General features: G+C 68.9%; 16 protein-coding genes. 8 read left to right on the top strand and 8 right to left on the bottom strand.

All coding sequences use genetic code 11. From position 1 onward, the window contains the following. Nucleotides 1-190 precede the first annotated feature (190 nt). Nucleotides 191-706: a DinB family protein gene (locus tag ACRX5W_RS11920; RefSeq protein WP_436788001.1), complete on the top strand. Its 516-nt coding sequence runs from the start codon at nt 191-193 to the stop codon at nt 704-706. Nucleotides 707-752: 46 nt separating this feature from the next. Here the strand turns inward: ACRX5W_RS11920 and ACRX5W_RS11915 are convergent, their stop codons facing one another. Then, complete coding sequence (locus ACRX5W_RS11915; RefSeq protein WP_436788000.1) at nt 753-1,931, bottom strand: FAD-dependent monooxygenase; 1,179 nt, start codon at nt 1,929-1,931, stop codon at nt 753-755. Between the two features lie 117 nt (nt 1,932-2,048). Here ACRX5W_RS11915 and ACRX5W_RS11910 point away from each other — a divergent pair, with 117 nt between their 5' ends. Then, nucleotides 2,049-2,672: a TetR/AcrR family transcriptional regulator gene (locus ACRX5W_RS11910; protein WP_436787999.1), complete on the top strand. Its 624-nt coding sequence runs from the start codon at nt 2,049-2,051 to the stop codon at nt 2,670-2,672. 183 nt (nt 2,673-2,855) lie between these two features. Here the strand turns inward: ACRX5W_RS11910 and ACRX5W_RS11905 are convergent, their stop codons facing one another. Continuing rightward, nucleotides 2,856-3,179, bottom strand: coding sequence for a hypothetical protein (locus ACRX5W_RS11905; RefSeq protein ID WP_436787998.1), 324 nt, complete (start codon nt 3,177-3,179; stop codon nt 2,856-2,858). Nucleotides 3,180-3,331: 152 nt separating this feature from the next. Here ACRX5W_RS11905 and ACRX5W_RS11900 point away from each other — a divergent pair, with 152 nt between their 5' ends. Further along, nucleotides 3,332-3,718 (top strand): cupin domain-containing protein, encoded by a 387-nt coding sequence (locus ACRX5W_RS11900; RefSeq protein ID WP_436787997.1) that lies wholly within the window; start codon nt 3,332-3,334, stop codon nt 3,716-3,718. A gap of 497 nt (nt 3,719-4,215) precedes the next feature. On the opposite strand, the gene ACRX5W_RS11895 is transcribed toward ACRX5W_RS11900, so the two are convergent. Then, a complete protein-coding gene (locus tag ACRX5W_RS11895) occupies nt 4,216-4,572 on the bottom strand; it encodes a winged helix-turn-helix transcriptional regulator (RefSeq protein WP_436787996.1) in 357 nt (118 codons plus the stop codon). Between the two features lie 225 nt (nt 4,573-4,797). Between ACRX5W_RS11895 and ACRX5W_RS11890 the strand changes: the two genes are divergently transcribed. Next, entirely contained in the window at nt 4,798-5,433 is a 636-nt protein-coding gene (locus tag ACRX5W_RS11890; protein ID WP_436787995.1) for an NADPH-dependent F420 reductase, read from the top strand. 122 nt (nt 5,434-5,555) lie between these two features. Beyond that, on the top strand, nt 5,556-5,954 hold the full coding sequence (locus ACRX5W_RS11885; RefSeq protein WP_436787994.1) for a RidA family protein: 399 nt from the start codon (nt 5,556-5,558) through the stop codon (nt 5,952-5,954). A gap of 17 nt (nt 5,955-5,971) precedes the next feature. On the opposite strand, the gene ACRX5W_RS11880 is transcribed toward ACRX5W_RS11885, so the two are convergent. Next, nucleotides 5,972-6,751, bottom strand: a complete 780-nt coding sequence (locus ACRX5W_RS11880) for an NAD(P)H-dependent oxidoreductase (protein ID WP_436787993.1) — start codon at nt 6,749-6,751, stop codon at nt 5,972-5,974. A gap of 139 nt (nt 6,752-6,890) precedes the next feature. Between ACRX5W_RS11880 and ACRX5W_RS11875 the strand changes: the two genes are divergently transcribed. Next, nucleotides 6,891-7,739 carry a helix-turn-helix transcriptional regulator gene (locus ACRX5W_RS11875; RefSeq protein ID WP_436787992.1) on the top strand — a complete coding sequence of 283 codons (849 nt, stop codon included), beginning with the start codon at nt 6,891-6,893 and terminating at the stop codon, nt 7,737-7,739. 292 nt (nt 7,740-8,031) lie between these two features. Beyond that, nucleotides 8,032-9,186 carry a Cmx/CmrA family chloramphenicol efflux MFS transporter gene (locus ACRX5W_RS11870; protein WP_436787991.1) on the top strand — a complete coding sequence of 385 codons (1,155 nt, stop codon included), beginning with the start codon at nt 8,032-8,034 and terminating at the stop codon, nt 9,184-9,186. Nucleotides 9,187-9,279: 93 nt separating this feature from the next. Here ACRX5W_RS11870 and ACRX5W_RS11865 read toward each other — a convergent pair whose 3' ends face one another. Beyond that, nucleotides 9,280-9,702, bottom strand: coding sequence for a winged helix-turn-helix transcriptional regulator (locus ACRX5W_RS11865; RefSeq protein ID WP_436787990.1), 423 nt, complete (start codon nt 9,700-9,702; stop codon nt 9,280-9,282). A gap of 87 nt (nt 9,703-9,789) precedes the next feature. On the opposite strand from ACRX5W_RS11865, the gene ACRX5W_RS11860 reads away from it, so the two are divergent. After that, nucleotides 9,790-10,626: an NAD(P)H-binding protein gene (locus ACRX5W_RS11860; RefSeq protein ID WP_436788052.1), complete on the top strand. Its 837-nt coding sequence runs from the start codon at nt 9,790-9,792 to the stop codon at nt 10,624-10,626. Here the strand turns inward: ACRX5W_RS11860 and ACRX5W_RS11855 are convergent. Genes ACRX5W_RS11855 through ACRX5W_RS11845 form a run of 3 tightly spaced genes read right to left on the bottom strand, consistent with a single transcriptional unit; the run spans nt 10,586 to nt 11,840 of the window. After that, nucleotides 10,586-10,783 carry a DUF397 domain-containing protein gene (locus ACRX5W_RS11855; protein ID WP_436787989.1) on the bottom strand — a complete coding sequence of 66 codons (198 nt, stop codon included), beginning with the start codon at nt 10,781-10,783 and terminating at the stop codon, nt 10,586-10,588. The genes ACRX5W_RS11860 and ACRX5W_RS11855 overlap by 41 nt on opposite strands. A 32-nt stretch (nt 10,784-10,815) precedes the next feature. Continuing rightward, on the bottom strand, nt 10,816-11,001 hold the full coding sequence (locus ACRX5W_RS11850) for a DUF397 domain-containing protein (protein ID WP_436787988.1): 186 nt from the start codon (nt 10,999-11,001) through the stop codon (nt 10,816-10,818). Beyond that, nucleotides 10,998-11,840 (bottom strand): helix-turn-helix domain-containing protein, encoded by an 843-nt coding sequence (locus ACRX5W_RS11845; protein ID WP_436787987.1) that lies wholly within the window; start codon nt 11,838-11,840, stop codon nt 10,998-11,000. Before ACRX5W_RS11845 ends, ACRX5W_RS11850 begins: the two co-directional genes overlap by 4 nt. Nucleotides 11,841-11,940 lie beyond the last annotated feature (100 nt).

Genomic DNA, 11,940 nt, shown 5'->3' with positions numbered 1-11,940 from the left:
AACTGACGGTCGAACGGCTTGATCACCCTATGGAGTGACGGAGGCGACGGACGCCGCCGCCTCGGGTTTTCCTGGGATGCGTCGGACGCCGCGATCCCGGGAAGGGCGAGCGGCACTGCCCGTCCGCGAGCACTGACTCCGACTGTCTGCGACACCCCGACTGCACCTGCCAGGCGAAAGGCGGAACGCCATGACCTCGATGCCCGAAGTGCGCTCCTCGCTCGACCGCGAACGCGCCGATCTGCTGGAGACGTTGGCGAAGCACCGCGGCTTCCTGCGCTACACCGCACAGGGCCTGACCGACGAACAGGCCGCAACACGCAGCACCGTCAGCGCGCTGACCGTGGGCGGGCTGGTCAAGCACGTGACGCTCATGGAGCACCGGTGGATGCGCTTCGCCGTCGGCGGGGCGGCGGCGATGGAGGCCGAACCGATCGATTGGGAGGGTCAGTTCGCACTGGGAGAGGGCGAGACGATGGCCGGGCTGCTGACCGTGTACGACGAAGTTGCGGCGAACACTGACGAATTGGTGGCGACTTTGGACCTCGATGCCGCACACCCCCTGCCGGAGGCGCCGTGGTTCGAACCCGGAGCTGAGTGGTCCGTGCGCCGGGTCGTGCTGCATCTGGTGGCCGAGACCGCCCAGCACGCCGGCCATGCGGACATCATCCGAGAGGCGATCGACGGGCAGAGAACCATGGGGTGAGGTGCGCCTCGGCCCGCAGGCGGTCGGCGTTCGCCGGGAACCGCGATCAGGAGCGCGGCACCGGGCGCCAGCCCATGACTCCGTCGAGCGGTACCAGGGCGAAGTCGGATGAGACGCGGGCCGACAACCGGATCACCGTGTCGCGCAGACCGACCGCAGGACGCGACTGCCATTGGCCCATCGCGCCCATGCGTCTGGACTTGCGGACCACGGCCGAGGTCCGCGGCAGGCGCAGGGCCGTGTACTGCGGCAACGCGGTGGTGACGACCGCGTCGTGCCGGGCGAGCACGGCGGCGAGGTCCACCGCGTCCTCCAAGGCCTGGTTGCCGCCTTGGCCGAGATTGGGAGTCATGGCGTGCACGGCGTCGCCCAGCAGGGCCACGCGTCCGCGGTGCAGTGCGGGAGGCGGCGTCGCGGTCCAGTGCACGTCGAGGTGGAGGATCGCGTCGGACGAGACGGAGGTGATCAGATCGGGAATCGGTGCATGCCAGCCGTCGAAGACGGCAAGCACCTCGGCACGGAGGTCGGCGAGCCGTTGGCCTGCGGGGCGGTTGGCGGTGGCGTACCAGTAGACGCGTTCGTCGGCGAGTGGCATCGCGCCGAAGATCCGCCCCCGGCCCCAGGTCTCCCCGACTGTGAGGGGGGACGACGGCATGGGTGAGATCGCCCGCCACGTGGTGAAGCCGGCGTAGCGCGGTGCCGGCTGGTCGGGGAGGACGCAGCGCCGGACCGTCGACCGGATTCCGTCACCTCCGACCACCAAGTCGGCCTCGAAGCGGTCGCCTTCCGCGGTCGTGACCGCTGCGGGACGGTCGGCGGCGCCCGGGTCGACGTCGACGACGGTGCCCGCCCGCAGTGTGTCGGACGGCAGCGGTGCGAGCAGGGCGTCCAGGACAGCCGCACGCGTGGCGAGGACCATCGGGTCGCCGAAGCGCACTCGGAAGGCGTCGGCGCTGGTTGTGGCGAGGATTCGTCCGTCGGGGCGCCGTAGTGCGGCGGAGCCCTGGATCGCTGCGAGCTGCCGTATGCGGTCGCCCACACCGATGGTGTCCAGCGCACGAAGCCCGTTGGGTGCGATGGCGATTCCGGCGCCGACCGGTTCGATGGGCAGGCGCTTTTCGAGCACTGTCACCGTCCAGCCGTCCCGGTGGAGCGCGCAGGCCGCGGCCAGGCCGCCGATTCCGGCGCCGACGACGACAGCGGTGGGTCGGCGGGATGCGCGCATGGGGGTCCTTTCGTCAGCCCTGAGGACTACTACATATGTAGAGTCCGCCGACTGGAACTCTACACCTGTAGCGCCGGATGCCTCTACGTCTGTAGGGGTGCTGGTTAGGGTGGCTCCGTGACCATCGGCAAAAGCGCACGCCTCGAACTCATCGGTGAATCCGCCGTCCACCTGCTCGCGGAGCGCGGCATGCGTGGCCTGACGCATCGAGCCGTCGATGAGGCTGCGGGGCTCCCCCTCGGCTCGACGTCCTATTACGCGCGCACGCGCGCCGCACTGCTCAAAGTGGCGCTGGCCCGCATGACGACCCTCGAAGCCGGGGAGTTCGCCGAAGCCGCCGCAGCGAGTGCGACGGGCGACGAACCGCCGGGACTGGCCGCGCTGTTGCCGACGGATGTGGACGGCGTCGTCGACCTGCTCGCGGCGATCGTCTCCGACGCGATCCGCGACGGCCGTGACCAGAAGATCGCCCGCTACGAGCTCGCGCTGGAGGCGACCCGGCGTTCCGAGCTACGCAAGGCGTACGACGAGGCCGGTCGCGTCTTCCGCGAAGCGGCCGTCGCGGTCGTGGCAGCCCTGGGCGCGCGGGACCCGGCGCGTCAAGGACGGTTCCTGGTGGCGTGGTGCGAGGGGGTCATGTTCGATTCGATCGCCGGAGCCGGCTGGTCGACGCCCCCGTCGCACGGCGACATCGCCACAGGACTGCGGGAGTTGCTGGACGGCATGCTCGGCTCGCGCTGAAGCGGAGCGATGCTGGGAGAGGGAACACGCACTGATCCGGGGCGACTTGCTCGCACTTGTGCGTGACGACGACCGGAGCCGTGCCCTCGCGGCGTGGCGCCAGTGCTGCTGCTCGGAGTCATGCGGGCGCCCTGGAGCCCGGCGGCACGCGTCCGCGAAGTCAAGGCCTCGGGGGCAGAGGGTTTACGAGCCCTGTGCCGGTGTGCGGCCCGCGCGGTCGGCGACGGCGTACGACGCGCCGGCCACGGTGCCCGCGACGGCGAGGACCGAAGGCCATGCGCCGATCTTCTTGGCGAGTGGGTGGGACAGGCCGAATGCCGCGGTGTAGAGCCCGGTGAGTGCGGCTGCGGTCGGCGTGCCGGCCCGGTCCTTCCAGTCCTTGGCCGCGACCGCACCGGCTCCGGCGAGGACGATGCCGCCGAGAGGGCGCTTCTTGGTGTAGCGGGCGACGGCGTACCCGCCGACCAGACCTGCGGCGGCGGCGACGGCGCCGGGGATGCGAGTCATGAGCGGTACAGGCTCCTTGTCCGTGGGGGCACGACAGCGTTCCTCCGAACGTACCTTCCGGCGGTCCGGGGTGGACAAGGGACCGGGCCTTGACCTAATCGACAACCTGATTGACTATATAGTCAATCAGGTTGTCTTTTTGAAGGAGTTCCATGTCCCGGTCCGTGACTGTGATCCGTTCCGCCGAGGCCCGACGCACCGAGACGCCGAGCGCCGTCATGACCACGTTCGCCTCGCCGTCACAAGGCGACAGTCCGCAGTCGCTGTGGCGCGTCGAGGCCGGTCCGGGGGCGGCCGGACCGCTGCACGGCAACAACCGCCCGCAGGTCTGGACGATCCTGGCGGGCCGCGCAATCGCAGAGGTCGACGGCGAGAAGACCGAACTCGCCGTAGGGGACACGCTCGTGATCCCCGCGGGCCTTCCACGCCGCTTCGTGGCCGACGCCGAGACGGGGTACACCGCGATCTGCATGGGCCCCGGCGACTCGCAGGTCACCGCCGAGGGGCAGGACGCGATACCGCTGCCCTGGGCGCAGTGACCTGCCGCTTTTGAAACCGTGGGGGCTGTCGGCCCGGACCACCCCTGTAGGCCCGGGCCGACGCGTCCGCGCGTGATTTCGCCGTCCATCCCGGCGTCCCCTGTGGCCGTAGCCGACGCCGTCGATGGACAAACGCGCGCCGCCATTCTNTTGTATTCCCGCCCCCCCGCGTCCGCGCGTGATTTCGCCGTCCATCCCGGCGTCCCCTGTGGCCGTAGCCGACGCCGTCGATGGACAAACGCGCGCCGCCATTCTCACGTGTGCGGTCGAGTTGTCGAATCGTGAGGCAAAGAGAGCGGTCGACTTCTATGCGTTTCAACAGACTTGCGACGATGCCGCGCGGGCCAAGACGACCGCATTTCTGGCCGCCGGCGCCGACCTGGTCTCGCTCGGTGGGCCGTTCCTGGCGAACCGCGACCTGGTCGCACGCCTGCGTGCCGGTGCGCCGATCAACCAGGTCCGCGACCGGTACCTGAGATACGTCGGGGCACCAGGGGCTACACCGACTGTCCGACGCTCGCGGCCGAGCCGGTACCGGTGTCCTGACGACGATGCGGACGCACTGCGGCTGTCGCTTCGAACTCGGCCTGGGCGGCGTCCACTTCGTGCATGTGGGCGTCGGCCCAGGCCGAGACCGCGTCGAAGACCGGCAGCAGGGTTCCGCCCAGGGGCGTGAGCGCGTAATCGACGCGGGCCGGAACGCCCGCGGTCACCGTGCGCGACACGAGGCCGTCGCGTTCGAGGCGGCGCAGCGTCTCGGTGAGCACCTTTTGACGGGCGCCGGGGATCGCCCGGGCGAGCTCGGCGTGCCGCAGCGGGCCGGCGGCCAGGGCCCGGAAACCAGGGCGACCCACTTGTCGCTGATGCGTTCCATCAGGCGGTGGGACGGGCATTCGGCGAACCGCGTGCGGTGCACGGCGGCGGCGTCGGCACGCCGTTCGGCGGCGGTACGGGTGGTCATCCGCGCTCCTCGGAGCCGGTGCCTTGGGCACCTTGAAGTACGTACTCCCCAGCCACGGTAGCCGCCTCGTAGCGTCGCCGGTGATCACCCGAACCCACCCGTGCGAGGAGCAAGACCCATGGCCGCGATCGCGATTCTCGGTTCCGGAAACGTCGCCCACACACTCGGCGGCGCGCTCGCGCGCAACCACCGGATCACCATCGGCTCACGCAACCCGACGGAGGCCGCCGCCGCGTGGCCGGGTCCGGACGTACGCGTGACCGACCTCGCCGAGGCGGCCTGTGCGGGCGACGTCGTCGTCAACGCGCTGCCCGGCCACGTGAGCGTCGACGTGTTGCGCGGCCTCGCTCCGCACCTCGCCGGCAAGGTGCTGTTGGACGTCGCGAACGCGGTGCGGTTCGACGCGCGGGGGTTCGCGTCGGGCCTCGTCCACCCCGGCGGCAGCCTCGCGGAGGAGCTTCAGCGGGCGCTCCCGGACGTACGCGTGGTCAAGTCGCTCAACACCGCACATGTGTCGGTGATGGCCGATCCCGCGTCGTTGTCCGTTCCGCCGAGCGTCTTCCTGTCCGGCGACGACGCCGACGCCAAGGCGGCGGTGGCAGGCCTGTTGGCCGAACTCGGCTGGTGGCAAGACCGGATCATCGACTTGGGGCCGGTCGAGAGCGCCCGGGGGCCGGAGGCGTTCATCCTGATGGTCGGCGGTCTCGTACGGCATCTCGGCCCTGTCCCCTTCGCGCTGGCGGTCGCGTGCTGACCTGCGCGAGGCGGGGAGAGGGTGACCAGCGTCACGCCCGGGTTTGTCACGCACGTTCCGGGCCGTTCCGTCGTTCTCAGGAAACGTCACTTCTTCGAACGTCGCTTCTTTGGGAGAACACCATGGCCCACCGCCTCGCCAACCCCGCCGGACTGCACAACCCCGTCGGCTACGGCTACAGCCACATCGCCGACGCCCCGAACGCCGACCTGGTCTTCGTCGCGGGCCAGTACGCCTCCGACGCGGAAGGCCACGTCGTATCGGACGAGTTCGCCAAGCAGGTCGAACAGTCGTTTGCCAACGTCGGCCGCGCGCTGGCCGCCGAGGGACTGGACTTCAGCCACGTCGCGGTCCTGCGGACGTACATCGTCGGACACGACGAGGCGAAGCTGAACGCGCTGGTCTCGGTGATCTCCGGGATCTGGGGCGAAAAGCCGCCCGCCCAAACGCTGTTGGGCGTCGCCGCGCTGGCCCTCCCGGACATGTTGTTCGAGGTCGACGCGATCGCGGTCCGGCCCTGAACCGGCCGTTGCCGGCGTCAGCCGCGCACGTGCAGCCCGAAACCCTTGCGGCCCGCCGGCTCCAGCCCCTCCTTGAGGTGCAGTGAGGGGATCTCGTAGTCGCCGAAGTTCTGTCGCCGGAACGCGATTGGCTCTGTGCTCTCCAGGGTGAGCAGGCGCTGTTCCCATGCCTTGGCGACGTCTGGGAAGTCCTCGGAGGTCATGCGGTCGGCGCCGTACAGAACAAACGGCGGCAGCACCTCGACGCCGGGGTAGAAGAGGATGCCGTGGTGGATCGGAAACAGTAGATCGTCGATGGGGCCGTTGATCCCGCGAGCCGCGTAATGCGGCTCCGGGCCTCCGGCGGTCACCGACAGCAGCGCCTTCCTGCCCGCGAGGGTGCCTTCGCCGAAGCGCTCGCCGTACTTGGTGTCGCTGTGCTCCCCGACGCCGTACGCGAAGTGGTAGGTGAACACCCGGTCCACCCAGCCCTTGAGGATCGCGGGCATCGTGTACCACCACAGCGGGAACTGGAAGATGATCATGTCGGCCCACAGCAGCTTTTCCTGCTCGGCGAGGACATCCGGGGTGAGCGTCCCGGCGTCGAAGGCCCGGCCCGAGTCCGGGGCGACCCGCAGCGGACGTGAGGCTTCGGGGCCGTAGTCGGCGGCGTCCACGACCGCCTTCCAGTTCATGGCGTACAGATCGCTCACGCGAACCTCGTGCCCGGCGTTCTCCAACGTGGACACCGCGAGGTCCTTCAGCGAACCGTTGAGCGACTTCGGTTCGGGGTGGGCGTAGACGATCAGGGTCTTCACAGGGGCTCCTTCGCATCGGTGCCTTCGATACTGGGCGCCACGGCGCCCAGCGTTCAGGGGCGCCACTTCCGACGGACAGGACTTCCTGGTAACAGCAGGGCCACGTTCGCGCGCCACCACCGCGCCCATACTGGGCGGCATGGACGATCTCGCGGGCTTCCTGCGAACCCGGCGTTCCCGGGTCGACCCGGCGGCCGTCGGCATCCCCGTCGACAACCGCCGGCGGGTCGAAGGGCTGCGCCGCGAGGAGGTCGCGCACCTGTCCGGAGTCAGCGTCGACTACTACGTACGCCTGGAGCAGGGCCGCGCGACCCAGCCCTCCGAGCAGGTCCTCGACGCGCTCGCCCGCGTCCTCGGCCTCGACGAGACCGAACGCGGGCACCTTCACCGGCTCGCCCGGCAGCGCCGCCGCCGCGCGAAGGCGCCGGGCGGACGGGTCCGGCCGGAGCTTCTGCGCGTTCTCGACCTGGTCGTCGACGCACCCGCACTGATCATGGACCACCGCATGGATGTGCTCGCCGGGAACCGCCTTGCCGCGCTCCTCTACGGCCGGCCGACGCAGGGCCTGAACACAGCCCGGCACATCTTCTTGGAGGAGGCCGAGCGCGGACTGTACGCGGACTGGGAGAAATGCACCCTCGATGTGGTCGGGCACTTGCGCCTGGCCGCCGGCAAATACCCCGAGGACCCGCGCCTGGCCTCGCTCATCGGCGAGTTGGCGATGGGGAGCGAGCGCTTCCGCCGCCTCTGGGCCCGCGCGGACGTGCGGGCCCGCACACACGGACGCAAGGCGTACCGGCACCCGCTGGTCGGACTGCTGGAACTGCACCAGGAGAACTTCGCGCTGCCTGACGAGTCAGGCATGGAACTGCTGGTTCTGTCGGCGGCCCACGGCAGCCCGGCCGAGGACGGGCTGCGCCTGCTCGCGGGATTGGGCGCGGATGGCGCCGACGCGTATCGCACGGCGGAACCTCAGGTCCTGGAGTAGCTCGACGCTTCGCGCCGCGAGTATTCCGTTGATGGGTCGAACCGTCGCGGTTACAGTGCCTTGGGTGACGAGCCCTGAGTCGGACAGAGCCCGGCCGCCGGTCGTTCGGCGGCGAGTAGGGCTGCTCTGACCTGTAGCCGACCGGTTCTCGGTCGACTTGCTTTCGGCGACCGGACAAGCGCTGCCGCGTGTCCGGGGTCCGCTTCGACGCTCACCACAGTTCACGGTTGACGTACGTCGACGCCCGCGCGCGGATGTCCATGCCCGCGTAGCTCAGCGCCGGAGTCGACCCTTGCCTCTGTTTGTTTACGTCCTCAGCCTTGCCGTTTTCGCGCAGGGCACCTCGGAGTTCATGCTGGCCGGACTCGTGCCCGGCATCGCCGACGACATGTCTGTGTCGGTCGGGGCCGCCGCGAGCCTGACATCCGCGTACGCGGTCGGGATGATCGTCGGCGCGCCGGTCATGGCCGCGCTGAGTGCGCGGTGGCCGCGTCGGCGGGCGCTGGCGGGATTCCTCGTCGCGTTCGTTGTCGTCCATGTGATCGGCGCGGTCACGGCGAGTTTCCCGGTCCTGTTCGCGACGCGCGTCGTCGCGGCCGTCGCGAACGCCGGTTTTCTCGCGGTCGCGATGTCGGTGGCGACAGCGTTGGTGGCCCCGACGAAGCAACCGCGAGCCACGGCAACGTTGTTGGCGGGAGTGACCCTGTCGTGCCTCGCCGGGGTGCCTGCGGGCGCGTTGCTCGGTGACTGGTCCGGGTGGCGATCGGCGTTCTGGGCGGTCGCCGTGCTGTGCCTGCCCGCACTCGGGCTCGTCTTCCGATCGGCACCCGCCGAGGCCGCGCGACGTGAGCACGAGATCTCGATCAGGCGCGAAGCGCGGGAACTCCGCTCGCGTGAGGTGCAGTTGGCGATGCTGCTCGCTGCGCTCGTGAACGCGGCGACGTTCGGGACGTTCGCCTACCTCGCCGTGATCGCGACGGACGTCGCGCATTTGTCGGACAGGGTGGTCCCCGGGTTGCTGGCTGTTTTCGGTGTGGGCGCGTTCGTCGGTGTCACGACAGCCGGGCGTGTCGGTGACGGGCAGTTGCGGCGGGGACTGATCGTCGGGTTTTGCGCGCTGCCTGCGGGATGGGCGGTGCTGGCGGTGTCCAGTGGGCACGCGGTGTGGTTGTTCGCGATGGCGGTTGTGCAGGGCGCGCTGTCGTTCGGGGTCGGCTCGTCGCTCGTCAATCGCGTCATGGTCGTGGCGGCCGAAGCGCCGTCTCTGAGCGGCGCGTTCGCGACGGTCGCGCTGAACTCGGGGGCGTTCTTCGGCCCGATCCTGGCCGGAGCCGTGACGGAGGCGACGAACAACTACTCACATGCCGCGTGGACCAGCGCGGCGCTGGCCGCAACAGCGGTTGCTGCCTTGGTCGTTGGCCTTGGGATGCGGTCCTTGCGGTGGTGAGGCCGACGCTGCCTTGAGGCCGGACCGCCGTGATTCGCAGAGCCGAAGGCACGGCGTTGGCGGTTGCGGCGGGGATGGCAGTGGCAGTGGTCGTCAGCGAATGTCGTGGTCGGGATGGGTCCGGTCGTACGCGTGCCGTGCTTCGGCGATGACGGCTCGGTGGGCGAGGGACCAGTCGGCGAGTGCCTTGACCAGGTGGGTCAGGCCGGCCCCGGTCTGGGTCAGGCGGTAGTCGACCTGGGCCGGAACGGTCGGGTACACGGTGCGCAGGACAAGCCCGTCGCGTTCGAGTCTCCTGACGGTGAGGGTGAGCATGCGCTGAGAGATGCCGTCGACGGCGCGTTGCAGTTCGCGGAACCGGCGTGGTCCGCTCGCAAGTTCGACGATCACGAGCACCGACCACTTGTCCCCGATGCGGTCCAGGACGTCGCGGATGCCGCAGTCGGGGTGATCCTCGCGTCCGCAGGGTTCGAGGTCGGCGGGGGTGGTGGTTACCGCGGTGTGCGTGGGTGACATCGAAATACCTTCTTGTGGCCGGTGGGCGTGCGGTCAAGGATCAAGCGTAGTTACCGATGGGAACCACGGCGGAAGGCTGCGATAAACATGATCTTGGTGACCGGAGCGAACGGGAACCTCGGTTCGGCCACTCTTGCCGCGCTGCGGTCTCGCGGAATCTTTGCGGCGGGCGGCAGCCGTACGCCGGACGAAGGGATGCGGCGTCTCGATTTCGACGACCACGGAAGCCTTGACCTTGCGGGTGTGTCGACACTGGTGCTGATCTCCGCCGGTTATGCGGAGGACGACCAGGTCGTGGGGCGGCATGCGGCGGTCCTGGACGCCGCGGTCCGCGATGGCGTGCACCACGTCGTCTACACGAGTCTGACGGGCGCCGGCGACCATCTCGGTTTCGCGCTCGCGCACCGAGCGACCGAACGCCTGCTGCGGACAAGCGGGTTGGCGTGGACGATCCTGCGCAACGGCCTGTACGCCGAACTCTTCGGCAGCCTCCTGATGTGGGCCGACGATGCTGTCGAGTCCGCGTTCGGCACCGGCGCGCTGGCAGCGGTCGCTCGGCAGGATCTTGCTGATGCCGCAGCGATCGTTGCGGCGAATCCGGTACGGCACGGTGGGCGCGTCTACGAGCTCGTCGGCACGCCGATCACGGCGGGACAGGTGGCCGATCAACTCGCGGTCCGGCACCGCACGATCGGGTTGGGCGAGTACCGGCGCAGGTTGCTCGACGAAACAGCGGGCCTGCTGCCGTTCCAGCCACCGATGCTCGCCTCGATCGCGACGGGTATTCGTCACGGATTCCTGGATGGGGCCTGCCCTGACCTTGCGGACCTTCTTGGCCGCCCGGTTCGGGACCCACTGCCGACGGCGGTCGCGGCGGCGTTTGCTACGCGACTGGAAGCGGGCGCTTGGAGGTACGAGCGGTGAAGGTGGCCCAGGCGGTGGGGGTGAGGGTGAGGGGGGTGATGCGGGTGTCTTTGGAGTCGCGGACGCGGATCGTTTCGGGGCGGACGGCGATCTCGACGCAGTTGTCGCCGCCGCCTCCGCTGTAGCTGCTCTTGCGCCAGTGGGATTCGCTGCTCATGGGTTGCCTCGCATCCGATCCAGGGTGTGAGTTCAGGAGTTCGAGGCCCCGGTGGTGAAGGCGGCCCAGGCGGCGGGAGTGAGGACGAGGGGGGTGATCCGTACGTCTTTGGAGTCGCGGACGTGGATGCTGTCGGGGAGCGTGCCGACCTCGATGCAGTTGTTGCCCGTGCTGCCGCTGTAGCTGCTCTTGAACCACGCCAACTTTTGGTCGCTCACAGTGCTCCTCGCATTCTTTCCAGCAGGCTCACCGTAGCTTCACTGTTGAGCGCCTGTGAACGCAACTGTGCATAACGCTGCAACAGGGCGCTCACGTCTTTCGGGTTGGAGATGATCACGCTGTATTGCTGTCCCTCGGAGTACCCGATCCAATTGTGCTGGCTGGTTTCCGACAGGTAGATCACGCCATCAGTTCCTGCGTGATCCTCTTGACGCAGGGGCATGACCTGGATCTCCACGTTTCGCCTACTGGTCTGATCCAGCAGGTGGCCGAGGACAGCCCGTGTGACCTCGATGCCTCCCACGCGCCGTTCCAGAACCGCCTGTTCGATGATGAAGCTGAACGCCGTGTTCGGCCTATCCGCCAGAAGACGTTGCCGTTCCAGCCGGGCGGCCACCTGTTGGTCGATCTGTTGCTGAGATGCCGGGGGCATCCTCCGCTCGAAGATCGCCCTGGTGTACGCCTCGGGCTGCAGCAGCCCTGGAATTACGCGGCATTCGTATGCGCAAAGCGACAACGCGTCTTCCTCGATTCCCGCCCATCGAAGGAACTCTCGGACAAGTCCCGTTTTGCGGGTGAGTGACTTCGCCGCCGCCTTCAGCACCCGCGTGGCGCTTGCTCCCAACGCGTCTTCCGAGCGTTCGGGCAGGTCGAGCGGTGGAAACCTCTTTCCCTGCTCGATCTTCGCGATATAGCCGGGCGAGTACCGCACATGTGGCGCGAAAGACTCCTGTGTCAGGCCGGCTTCGTCGCGCAGGGCCTTGAGTACCGCGCCGAACGTCTTGAGGCTGTCGGACAGTTCGTGCTGAGAGTTTGTGCCTCCCGGCTCTGATGTCATCGCGGGTCCCCTCCTGTGCGTGCCGATTGCCCCCGATGGTCACTCACGGCAACTCTAAGAGTCCATAGAGTTAACTCACCCAGTACCGCTTGTACTGGTC

This window comes from Yinghuangia sp. YIM S10712 (assembly GCF_051388935.1).
Lineage (GTDB): Bacteria > Actinomycetota > Actinomycetes > Streptomycetales > Streptomycetaceae > Yinghuangia.
The sequence above is the reverse complement of the archived record's forward strand: the minus strand, read 5'-3'. Positions and strand labels throughout refer to the sequence as shown.

Coding starts and splice junctions, on each gene's coding strand:
- ACRX5W_RS11855 (WP_436787989.1), bottom strand. CDS start 10,783: ATGAGCAGCGAATCCCACTGGCGCAAGAGCAGCTACAGCGGAGGCGGC.
- ACRX5W_RS11920 (WP_436788001.1), top strand. CDS start 191: ATGACCTCGATGCCCGAAGTGCGCTCCTCGCTCGACCGCGAACGCGCC.
- ACRX5W_RS11865 (WP_436787990.1), bottom strand. CDS start 9,702: ATGTCACCCACGCACACCGCGGTAACCACCACCCCCGCCGACCTCGAA.
- ACRX5W_RS11905 (WP_436787998.1), bottom strand. CDS start 3,179: ATGACTCGCATCCCCGGCGCCGTCGCCGCCGCCGCAGGTCTGGTCGGC.
- ACRX5W_RS11885 (WP_436787994.1), top strand. CDS start 5,556: ATGGCCCACCGCCTCGCCAACCCCGCCGGACTGCACAACCCCGTCGGC.
- ACRX5W_RS11860 (WP_436788052.1), top strand. CDS start 9,790: ATGATCTTGGTGACCGGAGCGAACGGGAACCTCGGTTCGGCCACTCTT.
- ACRX5W_RS11875 (WP_436787992.1), top strand. CDS start 6,891: ATGGACGATCTCGCGGGCTTCCTGCGAACCCGGCGTTCCCGGGTCGAC.
- ACRX5W_RS11915 (WP_436788000.1), bottom strand. CDS start 1,931: ATGCGCGCATCCCGCCGACCCACCGCTGTCGTCGTCGGCGCCGGAATC.
- ACRX5W_RS11900 (WP_436787997.1), top strand. CDS start 3,332: ATGTCCCGGTCCGTGACTGTGATCCGTTCCGCCGAGGCCCGACGCACC.
- ACRX5W_RS11845 (WP_436787987.1), bottom strand. CDS start 11,840: ATGACATCAGAGCCGGGAGGCACAAACTCTCAGCACGAACTGTCCGAC.
- ACRX5W_RS11890 (WP_436787995.1), top strand. CDS start 4,798: ATGGCCGCGATCGCGATTCTCGGTTCCGGAAACGTCGCCCACACACTC.